The sequence below is a fragment of the Chlorogloeopsis fritschii PCC 6912 genome (assembly GCF_000317285.1).
GTDB lineage: Bacteria > Cyanobacteriota > Cyanobacteriia > Cyanobacteriales > Nostocaceae > Chlorogloeopsis > Chlorogloeopsis fritschii.
Map to the genome: position 1 here is coordinate 87380 of NZ_AJLN01000047.1, position 26773 is coordinate 114152.

Annotated in this window: 20 protein-coding genes; 8 read left to right on the plus strand and 12 right to left on the minus strand. The window is 40.9% G+C overall.

Translation table 11 applies throughout. From position 1 onward, the window contains the following. Window positions 1–444, minus strand: coding sequence for a hypothetical protein (locus UYC_RS0105615; RefSeq protein ID WP_016873670.1), 444 nt, complete (start codon window positions 442–444; stop codon window positions 1–3). A gap of 1259 nt (window positions 445–1703) precedes the next feature. Between UYC_RS0105615 and cysK the strand changes: the two genes are divergently transcribed. Beyond that, window positions 1704–2639 carry a cysteine synthase A gene (gene cysK, locus UYC_RS0105620; protein WP_016873671.1) on the plus strand — a complete coding sequence of 312 codons (936 nt, stop codon included), beginning with the start codon at window positions 1704–1706 and terminating at the stop codon, window positions 2637–2639. Window positions 2640–2654: 15 nt separating this feature from the next. Here the strand turns inward: cysK and UYC_RS0105625 are convergent, their stop codons facing one another. Together UYC_RS0105625 and UYC_RS0105635 are read right to left on the minus strand one after the other, a co-directional pair. Continuing rightward, window positions 2655–3599: an ROK family protein gene (locus UYC_RS0105625; RefSeq protein ID WP_016873672.1), complete on the minus strand. Its 945-nt coding sequence runs from the start codon at window positions 3597–3599 to the stop codon at window positions 2655–2657. 770 nt (window positions 3600–4369) lie between these two features. Continuing rightward, window positions 4370–5113 carry a Mut7-C RNAse domain-containing protein gene (locus tag UYC_RS0105635; RefSeq protein WP_016873674.1) on the minus strand — a complete coding sequence of 248 codons (744 nt, stop codon included), beginning with the start codon at window positions 5111–5113 and terminating at the stop codon, window positions 4370–4372. A 1258-nt stretch (window positions 5114–6371) separates the two neighbouring features. On the opposite strand from UYC_RS0105635, the gene UYC_RS0105645 reads away from it, so the two are divergent. Continuing rightward, window positions 6372–7349: a sucrase ferredoxin gene (locus UYC_RS0105645; protein WP_016873676.1), complete on the plus strand. Its 978-nt coding sequence runs from the start codon at window positions 6372–6374 to the stop codon at window positions 7347–7349. A gap of 9 nt (window positions 7350–7358) precedes the next feature. On the opposite strand, the gene UYC_RS0105650 is transcribed toward UYC_RS0105645, so the two are convergent. Together UYC_RS0105650 and UYC_RS0105660 are read right to left on the minus strand one after the other, a co-directional pair. Next, the gene (locus UYC_RS0105650; RefSeq protein WP_016873677.1) at window positions 7359–9077 is read right to left on the minus strand and encodes a cation:proton antiporter; all 1719 of its coding nucleotides are present in this window, start codon (window positions 9075–9077) and stop codon (window positions 7359–7361) included. A 594-nt stretch (window positions 9078–9671) separates the two neighbouring features. Then, window positions 9672–11558 (minus strand): ABC transporter ATP-binding protein, encoded by a 1887-nt coding sequence (locus tag UYC_RS0105660; protein ID WP_016873679.1) that lies wholly within the window; start codon window positions 11556–11558, stop codon window positions 9672–9674. A 757-nt stretch (window positions 11559–12315) separates the two neighbouring features. On the opposite strand from UYC_RS0105660, the gene mltA reads away from it, so the two are divergent. From mltA to UYC_RS0105680, 4 genes are all read left to right on the plus strand, one after another. After that, window positions 12316–13587, plus strand: coding sequence for a murein transglycosylase A (mltA, locus tag UYC_RS0105665; RefSeq protein ID WP_026087382.1), 1272 nt, complete (start codon window positions 12316–12318; stop codon window positions 13585–13587). 159 nt (window positions 13588–13746) lie between these two features. After that, the gene (locus tag UYC_RS0105670) at window positions 13747–15081 is read left to right on the plus strand and encodes an FAD-dependent oxidoreductase (protein WP_016873681.1); all 1335 of its coding nucleotides are present in this window, start codon (window positions 13747–13749) and stop codon (window positions 15079–15081) included. Window positions 15082–15508: 427 nt separating this feature from the next. Next, entirely contained in the window at window positions 15509–16432 is a 924-nt protein-coding gene (locus UYC_RS0105675; protein WP_016873682.1) for an alpha/beta fold hydrolase, read from the plus strand. A 167-nt stretch (window positions 16433–16599) separates the two neighbouring features. After that, entirely contained in the window at window positions 16600–17349 is a 750-nt protein-coding gene (locus tag UYC_RS0105680; protein WP_016873683.1) for a TerC family protein, read from the plus strand. Window positions 17350–17453: 104 nt separating this feature from the next. Here the strand turns inward: UYC_RS0105680 and ndk are convergent, their stop codons facing one another. After that, entirely contained in the window at window positions 17454–17903 is a 450-nt protein-coding gene (gene ndk / locus UYC_RS0105685) for a nucleoside-diphosphate kinase (protein ID WP_016873684.1), read from the minus strand. A 378-nt stretch (window positions 17904–18281) separates the two neighbouring features. On the opposite strand from ndk, the gene speA reads away from it, so the two are divergent. After that, window positions 18282–20300, plus strand: a complete 2019-nt coding sequence (gene speA / locus UYC_RS0105690) for a biosynthetic arginine decarboxylase (protein ID WP_026087383.1) — start codon at window positions 18282–18284, stop codon at window positions 20298–20300. Between the two features lie 137 nt (window positions 20301–20437). Here speA and UYC_RS0105695 read toward each other — a convergent pair whose 3' ends face one another. From UYC_RS0105695 to UYC_RS0105710, 5 genes are all read right to left on the minus strand, one after another. Then, window positions 20438–21604, minus strand: coding sequence for a nucleotidyltransferase family protein (locus UYC_RS0105695; RefSeq protein ID WP_016873686.1), 1167 nt, complete (start codon window positions 21602–21604; stop codon window positions 20438–20440). A gap of 61 nt (window positions 21605–21665) precedes the next feature. Continuing rightward, window positions 21666–21815: a hypothetical protein gene (locus UYC_RS37555; RefSeq protein ID WP_157171216.1), complete on the minus strand. Its 150-nt coding sequence runs from the start codon at window positions 21813–21815 to the stop codon at window positions 21666–21668. 90 nt (window positions 21816–21905) lie between these two features. Next, a complete protein-coding gene (locus UYC_RS0105700) occupies window positions 21906–22733 on the minus strand; it encodes a segregation/condensation protein A (protein WP_016873687.1) in 828 nt (275 codons plus the stop codon). Window positions 22734–23391: 658 nt separating this feature from the next. Further along, window positions 23392–23556: a hypothetical protein gene (locus tag UYC_RS38780; RefSeq protein ID WP_016873688.1), complete on the minus strand. Its 165-nt coding sequence runs from the start codon at window positions 23554–23556 to the stop codon at window positions 23392–23394. After that, window positions 23549–24634: an AI-2E family transporter gene (locus tag UYC_RS0105710; RefSeq protein WP_016873689.1), complete on the minus strand. Its 1086-nt coding sequence runs from the start codon at window positions 24632–24634 to the stop codon at window positions 23549–23551. Before UYC_RS0105710 ends, UYC_RS38780 begins: the two co-directional genes overlap by 8 nt. A 185-nt stretch (window positions 24635–24819) precedes the next feature. On the opposite strand from UYC_RS0105710, the gene pdxH reads away from it, so the two are divergent. Beyond that, window positions 24820–25464, plus strand: a complete 645-nt coding sequence (gene pdxH / locus UYC_RS0105715) for a pyridoxamine 5'-phosphate oxidase (protein ID WP_016873690.1) — start codon at window positions 24820–24822, stop codon at window positions 25462–25464. Between the two features lie 19 nt (window positions 25465–25483). Here the strand turns inward: pdxH and UYC_RS0105720 are convergent, their stop codons facing one another. Beyond that, on the minus strand, window positions 25484–26653 hold the full coding sequence (locus UYC_RS0105720) for a tetratricopeptide repeat protein (protein ID WP_016873691.1): 1170 nt from the start codon (window positions 26651–26653) through the stop codon (window positions 25484–25486). Between the last annotated feature and the right edge of the window lie 120 nt (window positions 26654–26773).

Genomic DNA, 26773 nt, shown 5'->3' on the forward strand with positions numbered 1-26773 from the left:
CTATTGTTCAATACTTTCATGCCACAACTTCTCTAGTATATCTACTTGGCGTTGAAAAACTGTAGCACGATAAACCAAGTACCTGTCATATAAAAAAATTAATATACCCAGACAAATAGGAAACAGCAAAAAGAACCATTTTAAGAAATCGACAATTTTATATTTATATAGTTGAATAAGAGAAAGTTGTGAATTGAACAATTTAGCATCAAATATTTTGATACTAACTAAGTCTTGAGCATATTTTTGACATTCTTGTTGAAAAGCAGTTTTGCTAGTATTTTGAGAGGAGGCAGCTCTAGAGTTAAATTCACACATGAAATTTTGTGTTTCTACTAGCTGCATATGTTGCTCCCAAACCACACTTAATACTACTAGCTCTGGAGAAAGAACTATTAAAGTCAACAAACTAACTGTTAGAAACTTTAAAAATTTTAATTTCATGTTGGCTCTCCTGAACTCGGCAGTATGCACCCTGTCAGACAGTCTTTTTGAGATTTAATGTAAGCAAACTTACATTTGTAGGCTATGTCTTAGAAATCTTAATTCAGGTATGCACACCCAGAAGTTAAGCCGTTGCGTACTCAGTTAGCATCTTTTCACATAGGAGACGAATTTTTGATACGTATGCCATTAACAAAATTCATCCCAATTTTCAATAAAGCTAGAACTTGAGAACTGAACTTACGCCTTCAAAACCTTTCTTCTTACCTTGTAGTTGTAGGGGTTTAAGAAGTCCCCTCCTTTGCAGGAGGGGATAGAGGGGAATCTCTGCGTAAATCCTATAAGTTTTATAGCAGCCATCTCGATAGGGAATAGATTTTCGTTGCTGGATCAAGAATTATTAAATTAATTAAGTGTGTACTCAAAACCTGTGACTTCCATCTTATCCACATTCAAAAAATTTTTTGGGGTATGGGTACTAGTATTTAGAGGGTGTAGGTACTCGCATTATTGAGGTAGGGTGCTGGCATTGTTGTACTCAATTAAAAATTAAAAGAAGCGATAAATAAAGCTTTTTTCAAGTTTCAGGCTTTAATAAAAATAATTTTGACAACCATATGTTTTCTTGTCTGGATGAAATTTGTATAGTGAGTAAATTATTACATAATAAATGTAGATTATAGAAACAATAAAAATATAAAAATATCCTATAATGTCAGCCTCAGATAAACTAGCAATAATATTAAAAATATTATTAAAATTTACAGCAAATAATATGAGAGTTTTTTAGAATATCTGGTGAGTCATCCCAAGTGATTAATGTCCAAACTGCACTTAAAAAGGCAACAGTAAAAGTTTTATATTGTCAAATTAAATAAGTAACAGGATACGGGTGACAGGAAAGCCAATCAGAGTGAGAATTAAGTACTTAGGTATTAGGGAAAAGAGATTCCTAGTCCTTGTCTTCTGTTCCCTATCTAGCAATATTTTTTTTCATTACCATGCTCTGCATGGTAATGAAAACTGTGAGGCTCTGCCTCTTGATTGGAGCAGAGCCTCAATCAATGCTTTCTTGGGCTGCCAGCCTGGGAAAGAGAAAAAAGGGGATTTGGAGTGATTAAATCATTTGTGTGTACACCTTAGTCTTTATAAAGGAGATTTAGGGGGAACTGTAAACCTTGTAGGCATCACGAGTAGTTAGAAATTCTCATTAGGTGCAAGTTTATAGAGAATTGGTACAGTATTTCAGGAGTTAATTAATGCGCATCGCTCATGATATCAGTGAACTAATTGGACGAACTCCTTTAGTTCAACTAAATAAAATCCCCCAAGCTGAAGGATGTGTGGGTAGAATTGTTGTCAAGTTGGAAGGCATGAATCCAGCTGCTTCGGTCAAAGATCGTATTGCCATAAGCATGGTGCGGGCGGCGGAAGCAGCAGGTTTGATTGAGCCAGGAAAAAGTATTTTAGTCGAGCCGACATCTGGAAATACAGGAATTGGACTGGCAATGGTGGCGGCAGTGCGTGGCTATCGTTTAATTTTGACTATGCCCGAAACTATGAGCTTAGAAAGGCGAGCAATGCTGAGAGCTTATGGTGCGACGTTGGAACTAACACCCCAGGCTGAGGGAATGCGAGGGGCGATCGCTAAAGCTGAAGAAATTGTGGCTAGTACTCCCAATGCTTATATGCTGCAACAGTTCCGCAATCCAGCAAATCCAAAAATTCACAGAGAAACCACAGCTCTAGAAATTTGGGCGGATACTGATGGGCAAGTAGATATTGTTGTAGCTGGAGTGGGAACTGGAGGAACGATTACTGGCATCGCTGAAGTTATTAAATCACGTAAGCCTAACTTTCAGGTGATCGCAGTCGAACCCAAAAATAGTCCTGTTCTATCTGGCGGTCAACCAGGAGCGCATAAAATTCAAGGTATTGGTGCCGGATTTGTGCCAGAAGTTCTGCGCATAGATTTAATTGATGAAGTGATCGAAGTCAGCGATGAGGAAGCAATGATATTTGGGCGGCGTTTGGCAAAGGAAGAAGGTTTATTATCCGGTATATCTTCGGGTGCAAATTTGTGTGCAGCAATACAAGTCGCAAAACGTCCAGAAAATAGCGATCGCTTAATTGTGATGATTCAGCCTTCCTTTGGAGAACGTTACCTCAGCACGCCGATGTTTCAAAATAGCTAATCATCAAAAGACGGCTCATTGTAACAAATCTTCCGCCAAAGCCACCGCACCCCACAACGGCGCATCATCCCCCAACGCCGCCGGCACAATCTCAAAATTCACTTCCGGTAATGCTGTCTTTCGTGCCGTCTTGTGAATCACTTTCCACCATCTTTCTCCCGCCTTCGTCACACTCCCACCCAAAACAAACAGCTGGGGGTTGATCAAATTTGCCACGTTACCAATACCCACCCCCAATCCCCAAGCCGATCGCTCTAAAAGTTCCTGCGCCAACTCATCACCCTGTGCCGCCGCCTCACTCACCACCTTCCCCGTAATTAACTCTAAATTCCCACCTACCAAATTTCTAATTACTTCTCCCCCGCCCCTCTGCAATTCCTCCCTCGCATCCTCTGCCATATAAGGCCCAGACGCCAACCTTTCCACGCATCCCCGCTTGCCACACAAACAAATCGGCCCTGTGGGATCTACAACCATGTGTCCAATTTCCCCAGCCATACCTTCCGCACCCCGCCAAGGTTTTCCATCGAGTATCCAACCACCCCCGACGCCAGTGCTAACGGTAATGTAGAATAAATTATTATGGCTTTTACCGGCGCCATAACGAAACTCGCCTAAAGCCGCTACATTAGCATCATTATCAACACTAGCAGGAACACCATATTCTTGTTCCAATAATTGTTGCAAAGGTATATTTTCCCAACCGCATACATGATGCGATAATCTCACAGTACCCGTAGTTGCATTTACAGGCCCGCCGAAGCTAACACCAATCGCGGCGGGTTTCCTATCTTGGAGCACAGATTTGATGAGCGATCGCATAATTTTTAAGTCAGTGCTAGCATTGGAAGCAGCTGGCGACAGTGAGCGATCGTAGCCCAGCCACTCTCTAGCACCCGCATTGACTACAGCTGCTGCCAGTTTTGTACCGCCAAAATCGAGCGCTAAGATTAATGTCATATCATTTTAGATTTGTCTCTGATCTAAAATGTAAGCTTGATTGGGCGCAAAAAAATTTTAGAAGTTGAGAAAGCTACTTATTTGAACTTAAAAGAACAAAAAAAGCCAGTGCTTAAAAAAATCACTGGCAACGCGCAAAGTGAAAGCGATAACAACGAGGCTTGCTGAACTATAACTAAGAATTCCAGAGAGCTAATTTCTTGTAAAGCTAAATACAACTTTTGCGCAACACCCATCACTACTAAATTGACACAACTAAAATGATGCGATAGAAAAGACCTGTAGTAGCGCCGTCTGAACAGAAGTTGACTACCTATATCATAGACTTCTTGCAGCAATTACGAGCATTGTTAATTACAACCACAGATGGACATTGTTTGTAAAGTAAACAGAAAGCTTGCACCACTCTCAATAACCGTAAGGTGGGCACTGTTCATAACATAAAAATAAGGGCATGAGGAAAGTGAAGTAGTGCCCACCCTACAAAAATTGCTACAAAAATTGCAATCAAACCATTGGTGCAAGATGTAAATAAAGACTCTTGAAATAGCGCGTCTCTACATTAGCCTGACTCCGCAGGCTTTGTTTGTATAGCCGCATCCTTCTAGGGTGTCGGAATATCCATAAACGCAATAAAAAGCCAGTGGTTTCCCTTTTCCACTGGCAAAAATGAATCCAAGAGCAAAACAGTCAGAATCGCTGAACTACAAATAAGAATTCCAGAAAATTATTGTTTTTTAAAGTCATATACAACTTTCATGCAACGCTGTCTAAATTTCTGCTAGCACACCGTCAATAAATTGCTGTAATCTTTGGTAATGGGAGCCTTTCCAATAAATCTGAGCACAGCCTTGACAGCGATGAAACTCCTCTATCTCCCGTTGGATGTTTTCTGGCAACTGGTTTACAACAGCTTGTTTACTAACTGGTTTTAACAGGCTATTACAGCGCAGACATCGTTTAAAAGGAGATACTAATTCAAATAAATCAAAGCGCCGCAATACTTCTACAATTTGTTTTTGAGGATCGGTATTTCGCACGTAATAGCCATATGTAACCACACTCCGCATCAACAAACCTTTGTCGCGGGTTAAGAGAATTCGTGTTTGCGTGCTGGAAATCTCAGCTAATTCTGCATCATCATAATCGTTCCGATATAAAGTATCAAAACCCAACAAACGTAAAGATGACGCCAATTTTCCTAAATGAATATCTAAAACAAAGCGAATCACATTTAGTGGTGTCGGTCGTACTAAACTCAAAATGGGTGTTTGTTTTGCTGCGGAAATAGGATAGACGTTGATAATATCTCCATCCTGAACAATATAAGAAAAGTCTACTAATGTCCCGTTTACTTCAATACAATCAACTTCTGGATGGGGGACACCTAATGACTCGATCATGTCCTTGATCGAGCCTCTTTCTCCAAAAAAATGTTCAATTGTCCCATTTCTTTTATTTGTCGGCAAAAAATCATTTAATTCTGCGTAAAAGCTAAAAGTTGCTCTAGCCATAGCAAGAAATCATTATTTTCTCCTATGTTATTCATTGTAACTTTCATGGATAAAAGCAAAGTTTGCGCAGGGAATGAGGCATTAGTTAATTGTTCACGCTCTCAAACTGCCCGTTGCGTCTACAAAATATTCTGATTGCTGACTCTAAGTGGTTCCTTTATCAGTATTTCTACTTACTCTAAGAATTTCTCAGACTATTACAAAAAAACGTAGTATTGAGAATATTTATCTTTTACATTAGTTTTTGCAAGGCTTCTGGTCTCAATCCCTTCTCCTCTTAAACGCTTTTTAACCACTGATATTGCTACTTTTCCTGCTATGGAACCATATAGCTATCTTTAAAATAATTAGTAAAAACTTGCATTTGCCATTAACATCGGCTAGAGTCGAAACAGGTACTGATTTCCAGTCTCTAATTTATTCTTCAGGAGGTACGATCGCTTAACAGGGTAATTTAGGGTGATTTGCATAATTTGCTTTTATATCCTTAGTCTCACAGCCAAGATTTTCCTTAAACCGACGAAAGTCAAGCTAGTAGAAGTACGTAAAAATACTTCTTCTGGTAGTCCTATCATTCACAAATAATTGCTATCATTTCCGTAAAACTCATAAACTCGTTTTAATTTTCTTTTTTTAATTCAATTGAGAATTTTTTGCAAAATGCGCCTATTTAGAGACAAATTTCAACTAGATCAAGGGGGAAATTACTTAACCCTACGTACTATAAACAAATCATTATTTATATTTACAGAAGGAGAAAATAAATTTGCTTATCTATTGAATTAGAAAGCAACTCAAGTTAATTTTTAAATCTAATGTATTCAAAAAATCAGTTAAAGGCAAGATGTAAGTATAAACCCCAGCTGCGTCTTGTTAGGATTAATTACAAATCCGAAAAGAGTCTGTATTTCGCTGATTTTACTTGTGAGACTAAACTAGAGAAAATTGAATTTGCAGCAATAGGAAAAACTATAACTCTTTGCTGTGAAGCAGTAAATTTTTCTCAACAAGTTAGCTGAGATAATTTGTGAAAAAATCATTTACAGCACAAAATCGAGTGAAAAATGATGTTATAAAGTGGCTACTAGGATAAAAATGAAAAATAGTCGTTGTTCATTTTTATCTAGCTTGATAGATGCAAGAGTATTTTGTAGCTACGAAAAAATAGCTAACGAGTTTCTGGGGAGATTGTAACTAAAAATACTAACTCTGTTAGTAATATCCTTTGTCTTTTAGTTCAACCAATTACTACAGTTAGATGAATACTTTCTTTTGTTCTGACAATTCCCGTCAATTAGGAGAAGATATTATTGGCAGTGTGTCCAATCATAAGACTTATATTTTGATTGAGTGTCCTACACCTTGGGCAACAGACGCCTTTCACTCCAAATGGGTTCCAGAAAATTTACGGCTTTTAGTAGAGGAGATAAAGCGTGCTAAACTACCGATAAATTTTCTTTTGATTGCTAATAATCTCTCCCATAAAGTAGAGCGTAAAACTCTGTTAATTTATCAAAAACAAGATGGGTTGAGTCATGGTTATCAAAAGCGAGAGTTTCATTTAGAAAATATAGAGCAAGCAGCAGCTGTAATTAGAAAATGGTTGTGGGATAGAAACTCTAACTATGAAGTAGAGGCAACTGCAACCAGAGATTTTTTAGTATGTACCCACGGCAGTCACGATAAATGCTGCTCTCGATATGGTAATTCGTTTTATTTTAATGCTACAAGTATTGTTGATGAATTAAATTTAGAGAACGTCCGAATATGGAAATCCAGCCACATTGGCGGACATAGATTTGCTCCTACATTAATAGATTTTCCAGCAGGGAGATACTACGGCAATCTCGATCAAGAATCGTTTAAATCGATTTTGACGCGCACTGGCGATATTAAATGCTTGCAAAAAGTTTATCGAGGTTGGGGAATTCTACCAAGTTCAATCCAGGTTTTGGAAAGAGAACTCATCTTTCGCTATGGATGGGATTGGTTTGACTATAAAGTTGCAGGCAGAATCATCGAGCAAAGTGCAGACAAAAATACAATTCGTGCTGAACTAACTTTTGAAAAGCCTGATTGTTCGCAATACAATTATCAGGCTAGGTTAGTTAAAGACGAAACAAAAACCGTGGAATTGAAGAGTTCCTGTCATGCCAAGCATGAATCAGTATATGTTAAATATGCTGTAGCTAGTCTCTGGTTGACTTCTACAAATCTTGCCACCTGCAGTGCTTAAAAGTTATTCTCATTCTGGGCGAATACTTATGTATTTGTCTGTGCGAATGGCATTAATAACGCTGCGAATATGGCTTTCTTCTGCGCCCAAGGTTTTGAGGAGATGATTTCCTAACTCAAGCGCCGCTTCAAATTCAGGTTGTACGACTTCTCTGGCACCCATTTGAGTCAAAAAGTCAATTTCGCTGTCAATGTGCGATCGCACAATAACATCCAATTGAGGTGCGATGGAGAGTGCCCGTTTGAGGAGCAATCTGGTACTAGCAGGATCTGGTAATGCTATTGCTAGAGCTTTCGCAGTTTGCAAATGTGCTTTTTCCAATACCAACTCCGAATCAGCATCGCCGAAAATATAAGGTATTTGGTGAAGACGCAACCTTTGCGCAGCCGCTTCGCTATTTTCAATTACTAAGACAGGATATCCCTGACTTTGTAAAATCTTGACAATGACTTGCCCGACTCTACCGTAACCTGCTACTACTACATGATTGCTCATTCTTTCTGGCATAAATATGGTTTTGGGAGCTGAAAATCGCCGCAGAAAATTTGTTAGCCCAGGTATGTGATTAAAGCTGTCTGCTAGGTGAGGCGCGGAGTCTAGCCACATGGGAGTCAGCACCAGCGTAATTGCTGTTGTTGCCAACAGTAAAAGATAGGTTTGTTGGGAGATGAGTTCTAACCTCCAGCCTTCTAAGGCTAAGACAAAGGAAAACTCTCCAATTTGATTGATACCAAAACTGACGACAACCGCTGTTTTGAGAGAATAGCCAAACCTAAGAACGATAGGTAGAACAATCAGTGCTTTGCCTACCATCACCAACAGCACCAACCCTATAATCAATCCTAAGTTGTGGATGAGCAAAACCGGATCGATTAGCATCCCAATCGAGGCGAAAAAAAGACTGGCAAAAGTGTCTCGTAAAGGTAGAACTTTTGCTAGTGTTTGATCGGCATAGTCAATTTCGGAAATCATTAACCCGGCAACAAATGCTCCCATCGCAATAGACAAGCCCAGACTGGCTGTAGTTAAAGCCACGCCCAAACATAGAGCAATTACTGCTAACAGAAATAATTCATTGCTTTCGGTAGCAGCGAAACTGCTAATCAGGCGAGGCACAATCCATTTACTTAATGCGATCGCTACTGCTACAAATACCAGGATTTTGAATATGGCAATACCAAGTGCCAAGGCAATATTTTCTGGTTGCTGCAAAGCAGGCAAAATTGCTAATATCACACCTAATGCCAAATCTTGGGCGATTAAAATCGCCAGCATGATTTGACCATGTAATGTATTAATTTCTCCCCTTTCTGTCAGTGTTTTCAACACCATTGCTGTGGAAGACAGAGAAAGAACCACTCCTAAGAAGATTCCTTGAGAAAGCCCAGAAGCCCAACCTAATATAATAGTTACAAAAGCTACAAGTGCAGTAGTCAAACCTATTTGTAATAGGCTTCCTTGCAGGGCAATATCCTTAACTCGTTTTAGTTCTGCTAAAGAGAATTCTACACCCAAGGCAAAAAGCAGAAAGGCAACACCTATCTCCGCTAAAGATTTAATTTGGGAAACATCGCTTAAGAGCTTGAAGCCGAAAGGCCCTACAATTAATCCACTGGCTAGATAACCAAGCAAAACAGGCTGACGTAGTCGGTTTGCCAGATAACCTCCCGCTGCTGCTGCCCCTAAGACAATTGTGAAATCCAAAATCAAACTCTGCTCGGTTGCCATGTTTTCTACAGGTTGCCATAACTGTAGTAGTTTACTCTTTCAGGCTAACCTGACATGATGCAAGCTATTCACATCAATATTTAAATACTATAAGTAAGTTATGTTCCCTGTTCCCTGTCACCTGTACCCTAGATTCTAAGATAGGGTAAAACATTTGCGATCGCGCTTCTGTTAATATCTACAGGTTTCTAGCACAAATGTTTGTCCCTAAAGAAGCTCTTTTTTAAGCAACTAATAGAAAATAAATTACTTTTCAGCCATTATTTCCTTTGAAACTTCATCTGCCGTAGTCTGGCTTTGCTTAACTTGCTTTGCTATGGCAATGATGTAGGTTGATAGCAAAATGGTGATGAGAATACCGTCCATCGCCAACCTCCCTGGTAGGTGTTATGTAATTACCGAAAAGGCGCTTAGAGTCCTTAACTAATACATCACCACGACAAACGGTATTTCCAGATTTATATACAAATAATTTAATTTTTCTACCAGATTCACCTAGTAGAAATACTTATTTTGCTGGGGTTAGTCATTTGTCATTAGTTAGTGGTTAGTTGCTCCCCCCCCATCTTCCCCATCTCCCCCTCTGCTCTCTTCTCACGTTCCTAACATCTGCAAGTTGTGTAAAGTTGCATAAAGCCCTCCTTGTTGGAGTAACTCTTCATGGCTTCCTTGTTCGATTAATTCACCACGTTTGAGTACGAAAATTCGATCCACATTGCGAATTGTGGATAGGCGGTGAGCGATAATAATTGCAGTACGTCCCACCAATAGCTTGTTTAAAGCTTGTTGAATCAAAGCTTCTGTTCCCACATCTAAACTGGCTGTTGCTTCATCTAGTACTAGAATTTGGGGATTACGAATAGTTGCACGGGCAAAGGCTAAAAGTTGCTTTTGACCGCTGGAAATATTGGTACCTCGTTCTCTTAGTTGTGTGTGGTATCCTCTGGGAAGTTGTTCTATAAACTGGGCGATATTAGTTCTCTGCGCTGCTTTTTGAATTTCCTCAAACGTGTATCCATCTCCTAAGGTAATGTTGCTTTTAACATCACCAGCAAATAAAAATGCCTCTTGTAAAATAACTGCCATATAACGGCGCAATTCTGCTTGAGGTAGTTCCCGAATATCAATGCCATCAACAAGGATACGCCCTTTGCTGGGTTCATAGAGACGGCATAAAAGGCGAATAATTGTACTTTTTCCTGCGCCAGTAGGCCCCACTAATGCTACTTTCTCACCAGGATGAATTGTAAAAGTTAAATCTTTAATTACGTATTCGTCATCATTTTTGTATGAGAACCATACGTGTTCAAATTTAATTTCTCCTAACTGTGGTTTAGTATTTTGTTCGGAGGAGTCAAGATTTTCTTCAATTTCGTCAATATATCCAAATTGAGAATCAAAAATTGAGATTCTAGGATTGGCGCGATCGCGTATTTCTATCGGTTCATCTAAAATATCAATTACGCGCTCAATTGCCGTGAAACCAGCTTGAATTACCGTAAATTTTTCTGCAAACTGCTGTAGAGGTTGGAATAATCTTTCCGCATACAAAATGAATGCAGATAAAATTCCAAATGTCAAGTTTTTTTGTAATAGTAAATAACCGCCAACTAAAAGAACAAGTGCGATCGCAACCAAAGCCACCCATTCTAGGGTTGCAGAAACCGCAGACTCATTGAAGATAGTTTTGTCTACTTCTTTGATGTAACGCTGATTTGTCTTGCGAAACAATTCGGCATTAAATTTTTCTCGCCGAAATAATTGCACGACATTGATACCAACAATATTTTCTTGCAACTGGGAATTGAGCGCTGAAAGTTCTTCCCTGGCTTTGTAATTAGCACTACGATACTGCTGCTGAAAGTAAATAATTAATGCCGATACTGGTATGAGCATCGCGAGCAATAACAAAGCGAGTTCCCAGCGGATCGAAAACATAAAACCGAGAATCACCAGCATGGAAAACAAATCTGACACAATGCCGACTGCCCCAGTGGAAAATACATCTCCTAGTACTTCCACATCGCTGGTAAGTCTAGTAATTAACTTACCAACAGGTGTACGGTCAAAAAAGCGTACTGCCAGAGATGTGACGTGCTTGAACAAGTCTTGGCGAATTTCGGCGGTAATTTGTTGTCCGATTTTCTGTACTAAATAACCCTGAAAGCCTGTAAAAATTAATCGGATAGATACCGTTACTACTAACAATGCTTCCAAGATATGCAGAGCTTGCCAAAAGGGAAGATTGCGGAGTAATGCGAAAGTACTTGGTTCTTGACGAATCAGGGAAATTACCTGTCCAATTAAAAATGGTTGGACAGCATTAGCTATGGACATCGGCACAAGCAACAACATTGCCAGTGCCAGTGATTTTTTGTGACGACGGGCATAGGGTGCTAGACGTAAAAATAACCGCCAATCGTTTTCACGCCGACGGTACTCTGTGTGAGATTTTGTTTGCGGCTTGGTAATGCTGGTCATAAAGAAATTATATTAATTTTTACAATCAGAAAAACACACTCGGTAAATTGGTGTTTACTTTCCTACCCAGCTTCTATCCAGAAATTAAAGTTAATCCTGTAGTTTAGACATTTTGAGAGAGGCGATCGCCAGTAGTTGCGTTTACCTTGGGGTTTATCTTCCCAACTACAACCGAGTTGTTACTGACACTCTCAATTCCTGTTAATTTTTTCTCGCTCGTGATGCGCTTTGCCTATATTTATACCAATTTGAAAAATGATGGCAACAGATGTATTTATACAATCCAGATGCACGAAAGTGATTCTCAATCCAAAATGGTATTAGATGTTTGATGTGAATTAAAATGGCAAACAAAAATCATATTTTAAAAATCGACCACTGTCTTGGAAAGCTTTGAGCCTCGCTCCGCGTAGACGCCCGAAGGGCGGCTTCTCGTAGAGTGGAGCTACGCTAACGGAGGAAACCTCCGCACCCTACCCTACGGGAACGCCTTACGGCGAACGGGAAGCCGCCTTCGGCGTCTACAAACTTTCCGCAGATGAACACAGATAAACACAGATAATTTATCCGTGTGCATCTGTGTTTATCTGTGGGCGTTATCATCATAAACTTGGATTTTGCAATCAATCTATGATTTGCTGCGACTCAAGGTGAGTTCGGCTAATTCACGTTTACAAGTGTATAAACTTACATCTGTCACGTCTCTACAAAGCTTGAAATAGATTTGATATACCAATGAATACCCAACTATACTGTGATACAGAACCTTCTAAGTAATATTACTATCAGTCTTTGCGTAGTTCCCTTGGTTGTGCTAGTGCCAATACTATCATTTGAGTCGAGAGAACTCAGTCCACCAGAATGTAGAGTACAAAAGTGGCAATTACCTGTACCCTTATCAACCCAAAATCAGACAGCACCACCGCCACTGCTACCCCTACAAAACTCGCCGTTGTTTTGTTGTGAAGGTGATACATCTTGCTTGGATCGACAGATTTGGGGCGAAGATAGTCAACCCTCAGACAAAAAGGCACTCATAGCAGCAATTGATCGCAGTTTGCAGTACTTACAAACCAGCAGGGCTGAAGCTGCCTATCAAAGGTATCAAATAGCTGAAATTGGGCGTCCACACGTTATCAAAAGTTTAAAACGATTCCGCCAATTATTACTCAAATCTAATTCTGCTGCTGAGTTGAATGCAGCGATCGCACGGGAGTTTGATTTTTATCAGTCTGTTGGCAGCGATGCAAAAGGAACGGTTTTGTTTACCGCCTACTTTGAACCGCTCTATTATGCCAGTCGCATTCCCACAGCCGAGTATCGCTATCCCGTCTACCGTTTGCCTCCCGATTTAAACTCCTGGCAAAAGCCCCATCCCACCCGCTTGGAGTTAGAGGGGGCAGATGGTTTGCAAGGCTCACAAGGTAAACTGCGGGGATTGGAGTTGTTTTGGTTTCGCGATCGCCTAGAACCGTATATCATTCAAATTCAAGGTTCGGCAAGACTTCAGTTACCCGACGGCACCCAGACAACAATAGGCTATGCCGGAAATACCGCTTACAACTACAAAAGCATTGGACGCGAACTAGCAAATGATAGCAAACTACCCTTGGAAGAAGTGACAATGCCAAAAATATTGGACTACTTTCAAAAGTATCCCCAAGAGTTAAACGTTTATATTCCACGCGATCCCAGTTTTGTATTTTTTCAAGAAAAATATGGTGCGCCAGCCCAAGGTTCCATCAATGTGCCGCTGACAGCAGAACGTTCTATTGCCACAGATAAATCCTTAATGCCTCCTGGTGCTTTAGCCATCATTCGCGCTCCTTTCCCATTTGTTGATAGTAACGGCAAAACAGAACACCGCATTGTCAGTCGTTATGTTCTCGATCAAGATACAGGAGGCGCGATTAAAGGCGCGGGAAGGGTAGACTACTTTTTAGGTACTGGTAAACAAGCAGGCGATCGCGCTGGTGTCACAGTTAGCTACGGACAACTTTATTATTTGCTGCTTAAGCCTGCATCATAATTTGTAGATAAAAATGTAAAAGCTTTGTAAAATAAATCTTCTAGCCGTGCAATAAGGTTATTCTTATTTGCGAATTTAGGCTAAGGATGTGGTGTAGAGGTGAGTAAATTTGAGCAATGTGCTCATAAATTCCAGTTTTCTATTAAATTTTGAAAAAATATGCAAGCCAATCGCAGCATTTATGAAGTAGCCATCATCGGTGGTGGAATCTCTGGAACTGCATTACTGTACAGCTTAAGCAATTACACCAACATCAAGCGAATTGTTTTGATTGAAAAAAACCCAGAAGTAGCTTTGGGAAATTCTCATAAAACAAGCAATAGCCAAACTCTTCATTTTGGAGATATAGAGACTAACTATACCTTAGAAAAAGCTCAAAAAGTTAAACGAGCTGCCACTTTGGTAAAAAATTATCTTTTGAAAAACGACTCCCAGCAAGAAACCTACAGCCGATATCAAAAAATGGTTCTTGCCATAGGAAAAGAACAAGTTCAAGAACTACAAAATAGGTACCAAGAATTTAAATCTTTATTTCCTCAATTAAAATTGCTACCCAAAGATGAAATAGATTTTCTTGAACCTAAGGTAGTGAAAGATAGAGATACTGAAGAAGAGATTCTAGCTCTATTTAGTGAAGAAGGTTATACAATAGATTTTCAAAAGCTAGCCCAATCATTTCTCCACAAGTCAATTAATAACTCTCAAAAAACTATTGATTTAATGATGGAGACAAAAGTAAAAAGTCTGAGAAAAGAAGGAGAACTATACTACATTCAGACTGATAAAGAAGAGATTACCGCTAGAGTTGTTGTTTTTATGACTGGGGCGTATAGTTTGTTATTTGCGAAATCTCTAGGCTATGGTAAAAATTATGCCCTTCTAAATGTAGCTGGAAGTTTTTATTTGGCACCAGGTGTTTTAAACGGTAAAGTCTATACAGTACAGCTAAAAGAAATTCCTTTTGCAGCTATTCACGGAGATGCAGAAGTACACGATCAAAGCAAAACTAGATTTGGCCCTACTGCCAAAGTTACTCCTGTTTTAGAGCCGTATAAATACACAACTATTTTTGATTATTTAAAAACGGCTGGAATCAGTATCAATGCTTTAATGAGCTTTTTGAGAATTCTTTCCGAAAAAGCAATATTTAAATATATTGTCAAAAATTATCTTTATGACATTCCCATTATTGGCAAAAGACTATTTTTAAAAGAAGTTCAGAGAATTGTTCCTTCACTAAGAATAAATGATATTCAAATTGCTAAAGGTTATGGAGGAATCAGACCCCAAATTGTTAATCTTAATACCAAACGTCTTGAGCTTGGCGAAGCCAAAATAATTGGAGAAAATATATTATTTAACATCACACCTTCCCCTGGAGCTTCAACCTGTTTACAGAATGCTGAATATGATACTGAAAAAATCATCTCGTTCTTGGGTACCGAATATAAATTTGACAAACAGCAATTCTTAACAGATTTAGGGGATGATTAAGAACAACACAGAACGCATAATATTTGGTTAATTACAACCACAGATAGATACCGATAAACATAGATTTTATCTGTGTCCATCTGTGTCCATCCGTGGTCGAATTGTTTGAAAATAGAATGAGTGCAAGAAGTTTGATGCACAAATTTAGTCTTGTTACTAGTTGCTTTAATTGACATCTTGCAGCTGTTGCAACAGCCACCAGGCAGCAACCCACCACCCTTGTTACCAGGTTCAACCTGGTAACAAGAACTAGAGCCTGTGGCTCTTGTTGATCTTGGTGCAAGTTCTTCAGTTAACGCACTGCATGATTGTGGTGCGTTACGGTTAGTTGTTACTCTCTTAAACCCTCAAATCCTTACATAGCTGTAACACGCCCTACAAAATATTACTATGATAAAGATATATAAGCGCTTTACTAAACTTAATAATGACTGTAACTACCCAACAGCAACTAACACAAGACACGTTTGAAAAACTTTTTTGGACTTGGCAAGGTTATAAAATTCAGTACACTGTCATGGGTACTGGAAAACCTTTGATTTTAGTTCATGGATTTGGTGCTTGTATCGGACACTGGCGCAAAAACATTCCTGCTTTAGCAAATGCTGGCTATCGTGTATTTGCCCTTGACCTTTTAGGCTTCGGTGGTTCCGATAAAGCCCCTATTAATTACACTACAGAAGTATGGGTAGAACTGCTCAAAGATTTCTGTTTAGCACATATTCAAGAACCGACTGTATTTGTCGGTAACTCCATTGGCGCACTCTTGAGCTTGATAGCAGTGGCGCAACATCCAGAAATTGCCGCAGGTGCTGTGTTGATTAATCCTGCAGGAGGATTGAGCCATCGTCCCCACGAGTTAAATCCGCCACTGAGAGTCGTGATGACAGCTTTTAATAAGTTGGTTGGGCATCCTATTACCGGAACTTTCGTATTTAATCGTATTCGCCAAAAGCACCAAATTCGCCGTACCCTCTACCAGGTTTATCGCAACCGCGAAGCCGTAACAGATGAATTGGTAGATATGCTTTATACTCCCTCTTGCGAGCCGGGAGCGCAAAAAGTTTTCGCTTCTATTTTAACAGCACCTCCTGGCCCTACTCCTGCTGAAATATTGCCCAAAGTTCAGTGTCCTCTCTTAGTACTTTGGGGTGCTGATGATCCTTGGACACCAATGACAGGGGCAAATATTTACGTAGAAGCCCAAAAAGGGCCTTTCCAGGGAGAACAAGCACAGGAAAATGGTAAAGATATTAAAATTGTTCCCATTCCTAATGCTGGGCATTGTCCCCATGATGAAGTGCCAGATGTAGTAAACTCTCAAATCGTGGAGTGGTTGGCAAATTTATAAGCTGATGATGGGTAATGCTTGCGCTCTACCCATCCTACAAATCTTGCTGTCTTCCAGAATTATCTCCATACACGTTAAGCTTGATTAAGGTAGCAAATTGTTGCACTTCCTAGAGGAATTTCTTCGTTCCTGCTAACTTTGAATTTTCGCTGCTTGAGAAAACCGAAATGCTAGACCGAATTTTTGATTACCTTCACTTCCATTTCAGCATTGAGGCTCCTATTGTTTTGCTTGTCTTGATATTTTTGGAGGCAGTGCTATCTGCTGATAATGCGATCGCCTTAGCTGCGATCGCTCAAGGACTAGAAAACAAAAAACTTGAACAGCAAGCGCTCAATTTGGGTCTAGTAGTCGCTTACGTTTTAAGAATTACCTTGCTTCTGACTGCGACTTGGGTGCAACAGTTCTGGCAATTTGAGTTACTAGGTGCAGCTTATCTACTGTGGCTGGTATTTCAACACTTTACCTCAGCAGAAGACGAAGAACATCACCATCACGGCCCTCGTTTTAGTAGTTTATTACAAGTAATACCTGTAATTGCTCTGACGGATTTGGCATTTTCTTTGGATAGCGTTACCACAGCGATCGCAGTTTCTAAAGAAACTTGGCTAGTGTTAACTGGCACTACGATTGGTATTGTTACCCTGCGCTTTATGGCAGGTTTATTTATTCGTTGGTTGGATGAATTTAAGAATTTAGAAGATGCAGGCTATATCACTGTCGCGTTGGTAGGGTTACGCCTGCTGATTCGGGTGGTAAACGAAGATTTAGTACCACCACAATGGATTATGATTAGCGCGATCGCCCTGATTTTAACCTGGGGATTTTCCCAGCGCAACCTTCCAGAATCATTGCCGGAAGCACCAACACCGGAAAAGAGTGAAGTTAATGTAGAGGGGCTAGGGACTAGGGACTAGGGACTAGGAATGCTAGAAAGGTTGAAGTAAAAAGGATGAAGGCTAAAATTTTTTATACTTCATACTTTTTCCTAGCCTCTAGCCTCTAGCCCCTAGCCTCTAATTTACTCGTGCAGCCAAGGCATCAAATGGGGCTGCCAATTGACTAATTCTTCATCTTTAAACCACAAAGAAATTTCTCGTTGAGCAGTTTCAACTGCATCGGAGCCGTGAATAATATTACGACCGATATTAACGCCAAAATCACCCCGGATTGTTCCTGGTTCTGCCGTTAAGGGATTTGTCGCACCAATTAGCTTTCTTGCCGCAGCAACAACACCTTCACCTTCCCACACCATCGCTACTACCGGGCCAGAAGTGATAAACTCAACTAACCCCGAAAAAAATGGTTTTTCCCGGTGAACATCGTAGTGCGCTTCAGCTAATTCCCGGCTCACTTTCAAAAATTTTAAGCCAACTAAGGTAAAGCCTTTACTTTCAAAGCGGCGGATAATTTCACCAGCTAATTTACGTTGTACACCGTCAGGTTTAATTGCAATAAAAGTGCGTTCCAAAGCTATCTCCTCAAAGCAGATAAATATTTTTTATGCCTTTAGTTAAAAGTCAAAAGTCCCTGATATAGTTTTTGCCTGTATAAGTACGGGCGGGTTTAGAAGATAAATGATCGGTTTGAGCCGAAAAATCATCAGCAAAACCCGCACGGCAATCGCACTCGACGCGCTTAACCCGACGCCAGGTGCTACAAGTCGGCAGAGCGCAAGGGCGCACTGGCTCCGCAACGCGCTGCCTCCCCTACTAAACAAATGACCAATGACCAATGACTAATGACCAATCACAGAATATCTCACAAATCACCTCCAAAGTATATGTGAGTTCAAACACGAATGCGTTAAATTGTAAATTCGTGGGTGAAACATAAAGGTCAAGAAGAAATGCGTCTTGAGTCAACTGCTGCATCAGATGAGGTGGTGAAACCGCCTTCCCATAATGGTAAAAAGGGTGAACTAAAACATCACAAGCAAAAAAAATTGCTGCCACCTGCTACCACACCCGATGGATCGCGCCTGTGGAAAATTGAGGATAGTGAAGCCCTATACCGAATTGAAGGTTGGGGGCAACCTTATTTTTCAATTAACGCGGCAGGGCACATCACTGTTTCTCCCAAGGGCGATCGCGGCGGTTCTCTCGATTTGTTTGAATTAGTCAATGCTCTGAAACAGCGCAATCTCGGTTTGCCTCTGTTAATTCGGTTTTCGGATATTTTAGAAGACAGGATCGAGCGGTTGAATGCTTGTTTTGCTAAAGCGATCGCTCGCTACAATTATCCTGGCGTTTACCGGGGCGTGTTTCCGGTTAAATGCAATCAGCAGCGCCATCTAGTATCAGATTTAGTGCGCTTTGGCAAACCTCATCAATTTGGCTTAGAAGCTGGTTCCAAGCCAGAATTAATGATTGCCCTGGCAATGTTGGATACACCAGGAGCTTTGCTAATTTGCAACGGCTACAAAGACCGAGAATACATTGAAACGGCAATGTTGGCACAAAGACTAGGACAGACGCCAATTATTGTCCTAGAACAAATCGAAGAAGTGGATTTGGTAATTGAAGTCAGTCAGCAGTTAGGAATTCAACCGATTGTCGGGGTGAGAGCAAAACTCAGCACTCAAGGCATGGGGCGCTGGGGAACTTCGAGCGGCGATCGCGCTAAATTTGGTTTGACAATTCCAGAAATTATCCAAGCAGTGGATAAGTTGCGTGCCGCAAACTTGTTAAATTCTTTACAGTTATTGCACTTTCACGTTGGCTCGCAAATTTCTGCCATTAATGTGATTAAAGATGCAATCCAAGAAGCCAGTCGCATTTATGTGGAATTAGCGGCATTAGGCGCTAACATGAAATATCTCGATGTCGGTGGTGGCTTAGGTGTAGATTACGACGGTTCGCAAACCAACTTCTACGCCTCCAAAAACTACAATATGCAGAACTATGCCAACGACATCGTGGCAGAGTTAAAAGATACCTGCTCAGAGCGAGGTATACCCGTACCAACACTGATTAGCGAAAGTGGACGAGCGATCGCTTCCCACCAGTCAGTATTAATTTTTGACGTTCTCAGTACCAGTGAAGTTCTGACAGAAGCGCCCGAACCTCCCAAAGAAGGAGAGTCTCACATCATCAGTTATCTTTGGGAAACTTACCAATCAATTCACGAAGATAATTATCAAGAGTTTTACCACGACGCTACTCAATTTAAAGAAGAAGCAATCAGCCGCTTCAACTTGGGAATTCTCAGCCTCACAGAACGTGCCAAAGCCGAACGGTTGTACTGGGCTTGCTGTCAAAAAATCCTCAGTATCACCAGGCGGCATGAGTACGTACCCGACGAACTGGAAGACTTAGAAAAAATTATGGCTTCCATCTACTACATCAATATGTCTGTATTTCAGTCGGCACCTGATTGCTGGGCTATTGATCAATTATTTCCGATCATGCCGATCCACCGCTTAGATCAAGAGCCAACACGAAGGGGAATTCTCGCGGATCTTACCTGTGACAGTGACGGTAAAATTGACCGCTTTATTGACTTGCGAGATGTCAAGTCAGTCTTAGAACTCCACCCTTTTGAGCCAGGAGAACCTTACTATCTGGGAATGTTCCTGAGTGGAGCGTATCAGGAAATCATGGGGAATTTACATAATTTGTTTGGCGATACTAACGCCGTTCACATCCAATTAACACCCAAAGGTTACCAGATTCAACACGTAGTCAAGGGTGATACCATGAGTGAAGTGGTGGGCTACGTGCAGTACGACTCCGAGGATATGGTGGAAAACATCCGCCAGCGTTGCGAGCAAGCTTTAGAAGAAAATCGCATTACCTTAGCAGAATCACAGCGACTGCTGCAAACTTACGAACAAAGTTTGAGGAGGTATACGTATTTGTCATCTTAAGGACTGGGGACTGGTGATCGGGGATTGGGTACTGGGGATTGGGGATTGGGAAGAAGAGGACAGGAGAATCGTGCTTGACGTTCTTGCCCCTTGTCTCCTTGTCCTCTTCCTAATCCCTAGTACCGAGTCCCTAGTCCCTAATTTGCGTTTGTCCCCAACAATTCGGCGATCGCTTGCCGTTCTAGTGGGGTTTGAGATACTGGTGTTTGTCTAGCATCGGTAATCAACCAGTCTAGAGCTGCGGCTTGAACATCTATCGTTGCCCCAGTCTTATCTACGCAGTATCGTCCAAACACCAACTTATCAACTAGCCGCGCTCCTGGGCCTAAACGCGACCACTCAAAAATTACACTGTTTTCTACCGTTGCGCCACTGCAGATCCAGCAATTGGGGCCGATCATTGTGGGGCCAACAATTTTAGCTCCATCTTCGATCTTGGTCATGCCCCCAATGTATACTGGGCCTGTGATATCGACTTTGTCCCAGTTCACTGCTACATTTAAGCCAGTGTAAATACCAGGGGCAACTTGCTGGCCGGGAATCTGGACGTTTTTAATTTCTCCCGACAGCACACCACGAATTGCTCGCCAGTAATCTGGAACTTTACCAATATCCACCCATTCAAAATCCATTGGAATGGCATAGAAAGGCGCACCTAATTCCACTAGTTTGGGGAATAATTGGCTACCAATGTCATACTCACTACCAGAGGGAATATAGTTCAATACCTCTGGTTCAAAAATATAGATACCCGTGTTGATATTGGTGCTTAGGGCTTCGTCTACCTTGGGTTTTTCTTGGAAAGCTTTAACACGCCCTTCTTCATCGGTGACAACTACACCATAGCTAGGAACTTCTTCCTTAGGAACGGATTTCATGATGATGGTGGCGATCGAACCCTTTGATTTATGCCACTTCACAGCCGCCGTCAAATCTAAATCAATGAGAGCATCTCCGCACAACACTACAAAAGTGTCATCAAAAAATGGGTAAAAGTCCTGAATTTTTTTCATGCCGCCAGCAGAACCAAGGGCTTCTCCTACCAGCGTACCTTCAACAATCCGCCCTTCAAAAGAATAAGCAATCTGGACGCCAAACCGCTGCCCATCACGGAAATAGCTTTCAATTTCCTCTGCCAAATGACTAACGTTGACCATAATTTGGTCAAACCCATGTTGGCGTAACAGTTCTAGTAGAAATTCCATCACTGGCTTTTGCAGGATGGGCATCATCGGTTTGGGCATAGTGTACGTAATAGGACGAACACGAGTTCCCTTACCCGCAGCCAGAATCATCGCCTTCATAAATCTTTATTCCTCAACCACAAGCCAGTTAACTTTCATGGAGTGATACTTCATAATCAGTTTATTTTATGCTCTGAGTCATCCTGACATGGACTGAATTAGGGGAAGTAATGAACATGGTATTAGCATAGGCATAGGTTAATGATATGCGATCGCCTGGATGATTGCTCATCTCTTCACTGTACTCAAATTTTGGGGTTGATTGAAACATTAGCTAAAACACTAATTGTATAAATTATGTGTATTTTTGAGCTAGACGCCTACGGGCGATATTTATCACTCCTGCTGAAGAGCGCCTTATTTAATTCCTTAACGGCTCCAAGCTTTTGTCGGTATTTTGTGAATTTGTGAGCAACCGAATTTTAATATTCTGGTAAAACTCCTCTTGAAAAAGCTCCACTTTGGATTGAGCCGAAAGCAATAACAATGCCCAAAACACACCTACTACATGACTGTTTGGTGAGTCGTGAGCAGATCCATTGTGTTGTGATTGCTTTGTCTGAGTCCACAACTGTACCAATTGTTCCAAATCCAACCAATTTTGTTCTAAGCACAATTGTGTTGACCAACTATACAATACTTGCTCTAATTCTCCAGCCACTTCTGTGAGGTTTTCCTGGTGAGCCAACTCCAGTGCCGCCCGCATAGTTTGCAAACCAGGTTGACGCCGGGGACGAGGTGGTTTGCTGACTTTTTCCACCAGCTTTAAATGTTCTGCCATGAGCTGCAATTGGTCAATCAACTCTTGCAGAGTCACCCGACGCTTTGGCGGAGGCATCGCTGCCGGACGACGACGTAAATGTCGTTCTAATGGCAATCGATGATTTGGAGATAAAACTGCATCCTCTGGTTCTAGTAAAATATCATCTACAAGAGTTTCTTGTTCTTGTGCTGACTGCAACTCCATTAAAGTGTTTGCTTTAAATAACACCAGCATCGATGCTGACAGAATTGCTTGTCCAGATTGAGATAAGTCAGCTTCATAGCTTCTATTTGTAGCTTCTGATGCCATTAATTCTATATAACGGTCAATTACCTCAATTACCTGCACATCCCAAGGATCTATTTCCCCGGCTTGTGCTTGATTGATTAGATTCTCAATTGTTGCCAGTAGCTCGGAAGCATCCATCAACAAATTCTATGGTTAGTAGTTAGTAGTTGGTAGGGGAGGCAGCGCGCCCTTGGAGGTTCCCTCGTTGAGTGCGACTGCCGTGCGGACTTCTACAGATATTTCGTTTTCATCCAGAGATTGCTGATTAAAACCCGCCCGTACAGTAGTTAGTAGGTTAGGATTCGATTTTTCGCTTCAAATCAACAATATTATCTTTCAAACTTCCCTATACAGTAGGTAGAGACGCTTAGGTTTCTCGCATCTTTGATATTAGTAGTTAGCAGTTTATTTTTACCACTATCCACTATCTACTAAATCACTATCCACCAACCTCTCTTTGAATTGTGAATAAAGCCAGAGTTAAGCAAAAGATAAAATTTATTACAAAACTTATTTGTCTCATTGGATACTAGATAATTGGTAGTAAGTTCTGCTGAATGATTTCCTAAAAATCACAAATACTAATATAGGAAATTGTAATTTTTGATACGATAAATCATAAATGTAAGATGTTTAGAGACATACGACTATTGCGAGTTCACAAACAAATGTTATTGGAGAGAGTATAAAAAATCAAGTGTAATATGATATTTACGTGTACAAATAAATGTATCTAAAAATACTTTTATCTTTTTTGTAGTAACCTTTGCAAAAAATAGGGACTCGGTACTAAGGACTAGGGATTAGAAAGAGGAAAAGATGAGGGAGATAGGGAAGATTGGGAAGAATTTACTTTTATTACTTCCTCACCTTCCTCACCTCCCTCAACTACTTGTCCCCGCGTCTCCTTATCTTCTTCTTCCCAATCCCCAATCCCCAGTACCCAATCCCCTTTACTCAATAGGCAGTTCTGGTTCAATAGTAATCTCTGATACAGGCTTTCTGGGCTTGGAATTTTTTAGAGCATCAAAGGTGCCTTTAATTGTGCCAGCAATAGGTACAGCAACGAGTGTTCCCAGTAAACCGGCAATTTCAAATCCCATTAAAATTGCAACAAAAATCCAGATTGGATTGAGTCCGATAAAATTTCCCAGTAATTTGGGGCCTAGCAGGTTATCTTTTATTTGTTGCATGAAAATTGCTGCCAATGCGACTTGAACTGCTAACCACCAACTTTGCAAAAGCAGTAAAATCGTGACGCTGCCAATTCCAAGAGTCGCTCCTACAAAAGGAATCAGTTCCCAGACGCCGATCCAGATAGCAAACACGAGCGCAAAGGGAACTTTCAAAACTAAAAAAATGGGAGTAAGGCTTACTACCATAAATAGTCCCAATAGTAATTGGGAGAGGAAAAAGTTCTGGAAATTTAACCGTAAGGAAGTGGTGAGAGGTACGCGAATACGGAGTGGTAAAAGCTTCACCAAGCCATACCAAACGCGATCGCCATACAACAGCATATAAAATGCCAGTACAACCACTAGTACCACGTTAATTATTCCTGATAGCAAAGTTCCGGCAAATCCAACAGCAGTTGAAGCTAGTTGCTGCACCAAACTCTGAATATTGGCATTGATTTGATTGCTAACTACAGTAAAATCTAAAGGCAAACGTCGCTTCTTAGCCAAAGCTTCTATGTAATCCAAGTTATCCTGACTAGTCGCAAGCCAATCAGGTATCTTGTTTAATAGTTGGATAGTTTGGTCAATAACTATTGGTACAAGCGTAACGCCCAAGACTACTACCAGCGTTAAAGTCAGTAGTAATACTACAATCACTGCCTGTGTACGAGAAATGCGAGCGTTCTCAAAGAACTTAACTGGGTAGTTCAATAAAAATGCGAGAATTGCCGCAATACTGAGAATAGTAATTGGATGCTGGAAATAACGATAAAAAACAGACAGCAACCATACATTGAGCGCGATAATTGGGCCGCTCAAACCATAGACTAACAGATTTTGAAGAGAGGCCCAGCGGCGCATTTGAGGCAATATATTTACAAAACTCCTTGGCTATTGTAAGTAAAAACTACTCAATGCTAATTATCATCATCACAGATATTTTTAGTTATTAGTCTATTGGTGAGGGTTCTAGGCGTGTTTACTTTTCGTAACATAGGTATGATTATTTCCACTCACCTAATTTAGAAAGAAGGAAGCAGAGCGCAATGGAAAAAACCTTAGCCGACCTTCGCAAAGATTATACATTGCAGGGTTTGAGCGAAAATGATATTGATCCAAATCCTTTTATACAATTTCAAAAATGGTTTGACCAGGCACTAGATGCCCAATTGCCAGAACCAAACGCTATGGCTGTTGCTACCGCCACACCAGACGGCAAACCCTCAGCAAGAATGGTGCTGCTAAAAGATTTTGACGAACGGGGTTTTGTTTTCTTTACCAACTACAACAGTCAAAAAGGACAAGAGTTAGCCGAAAACCCTCAAGCTGCCTTAGTTTTTTGGTGGGCAGAACTAGAACGGCAAGTCCGTATTGCTGGGTATGTGGAAAAAGTTTCTGAACAAGAGTCAGATGAGTATTTTCAAAGTCGCCCTTTCAATAGCCGTCTCGGCGCATGGGCATCTCATCAAAGTGAGGTAATAGCAAGCCGAGAAGAATTGGAGCAGCGTTTGCAAGCACTGCAAGCCAAATATGAAAATCAAGATATACCCCGCCCTCCTTACTGGGGAGGTTTGCGCGTGATCCCGACAGAAATTGAGTTTTGGCAAGGACGTCCTAGTCGCCTGCACGATCGCTTGCTGTATACTCGCCTCAACGAGCACAGTTGGAAAATAGAGCGTTTGTCACCCTAAAACAGAAAACTATTTCTGTTTACATCAACCCCATCTCCTGTAAACCCTGGCGTAGCCGTTTTGCTTCTTCAGGGTTGTGTTTTTCATGGAGGGCGATCGCTTGGCGAAAAGCATTTAAACTGCCTTGTACATTGCCGACTTTCAGTAGCACTACTCCTAAGTTCTGATAAGCATCTGCATTTTTAGGGTTTAAGACAATTGCTTTTTGATAAGATGCGATCGCCTCTATAAATAAACCCATCGCTTTAAGAGTCATTCCCAGATTGTAATGCCCAGCAGCAAAACTAGGGTCTATCTGCAAAGCCGTTTCATAAGCTGTTTTCGCACCTTTTAAATCTCCAGTTGCTTTTAATAAATTGCCCAAATTATTGTATGCTCCCAGTTTCAGCATGGGATAAATAGGTAGTTTGATTGCAGCTTGATAGTAAACGATAGCCTGTTTGGGATTTTGCAAACGACTGCAAGCAATGCCTAAATGATAGTAAAGTTCGTATAAAATATCGTAGTTTTCCCCGGCAATTTTAACTCCTTTTGCCAGTAAATCTACACCTTCAGCTATTTTTCCCGTCTCTACGTACAAAGCACCCAATTTACTGCACACATAAGGATCTTGGGGATGGGTAGCAAGAAACTCTTCCATCGCCTTTTGGGCTTTAGCGTGTTTGTTGCTTTGGTTAATAGTACTTTTTTGATAACCGGAATGTAGAATTGCCACACCTTGTAAATAACCAATTTGCCAGTGGGGTTCTTGGCGTAAAATCTCGGTGACGCTATCATCTACCAAAGCGTGGTAAGGACGAGAAAAGCGAATTTGCGGATGATTGCGAAATAGGCGGGAAACTAAAGAATAGGGAGATTGTACAGCACCCAGTTCTTGGCGAAGGAGGTTAATAAGTAGGTATTCTTCACTGTGGATCACCTCTCGCAACTGCGGCACAATCTTCTGCGTCAGGCTTTCATCCGCATCTAATACCAAGATCCAATCGCCTGTGACGTATTTTAAAGCTGCATTTCTGGCAGCACTAAAGTCATTGCACCATTGAAACTGATGTACTTTGGCACCAAACTTCTGAGCAATTTGGGGAGTGCGATCGCTCGAACCTGTATCTATTACTACTATTTCGTCTACCACATTTTTGACGCTGCCCAGGCATTTGGGTAGTACTCGTTCTTCGTCTTTGACAATCATGCACAGGCTCAGTTTCATATATCCAGACTTACTGCAAATAAGAGGGCGATCGCACTATGGATGCTAATTCTGATTTATAGCACTGTCTGGATTGGATAGGATGTAAAGCAAATCTAAGAA